The sequence below is a fragment of the Kocuria sabuli genome (assembly GCF_040981185.1).
Taxonomy (GTDB): domain Bacteria; phylum Actinomycetota; class Actinomycetes; order Actinomycetales; family Micrococcaceae; genus Kocuria; species Kocuria sabuli.
Genome location: NZ_JAVHZE010000110.1, coordinates 1 through 532 on the forward strand (window position 1 = coordinate 1; position 532 = coordinate 532).

Genomic DNA, 532 nt, shown 5'->3' on the forward strand with positions numbered 1-532 from the left:
TATGTTCACCAGCAGGGGGCGCAGGGTGTGCGTCAGGAACTGGAGGTTCATGCCCTCCAGACTGGATGCCCAGCTACTTTGCTTCGTGGTGTGACCGACCATGAAAGGCGGAACGCGAAACCAGCGGCAGATCTCCTCAATGCTAAAGGCGCGGCTTTCGAGCATCTGAGCATCTTCCGGGTTCATGGTTACGCCCTGGTACGTCAAGCCTCCCTCAAGCACCATGATTTTCCCGGCGTTTTTTGAGCCTGTAAACGCCGCCATGTAACCGCGAAGTTTTTCACGTTGAGTATCATCCAGAGCTTTATCAGAAGAGAGAAACCCTGAACTTTGCAGGCCCTGTTCGAATATCTTCGCCGCGGACTCTTCAACCGCCATTGCAGAACCGATCACATCCCGGCCTGTTTTCATCGGCATCATGCCGCAAACACCGTCAAGACCGAACCCGCGAATGTGCATGATGTTTTTGACGGGAATGACGCGCTCGTTACCGTTTTCAGTGTATTTGTATTCCAGCGCCCCGGTCGTGAGA

General features: G+C 53.9%; 1 protein-coding gene. It reads right to left on the reverse strand.

The genetic code is table 11. The annotated features are described in order from the left end of the window. Window positions 1-532, reverse strand: a 532-nt coding sequence (locus tag RE027_RS18160; RefSeq protein WP_368809697.1) for a phage portal protein, incomplete at both ends; no start/stop codon positions are given.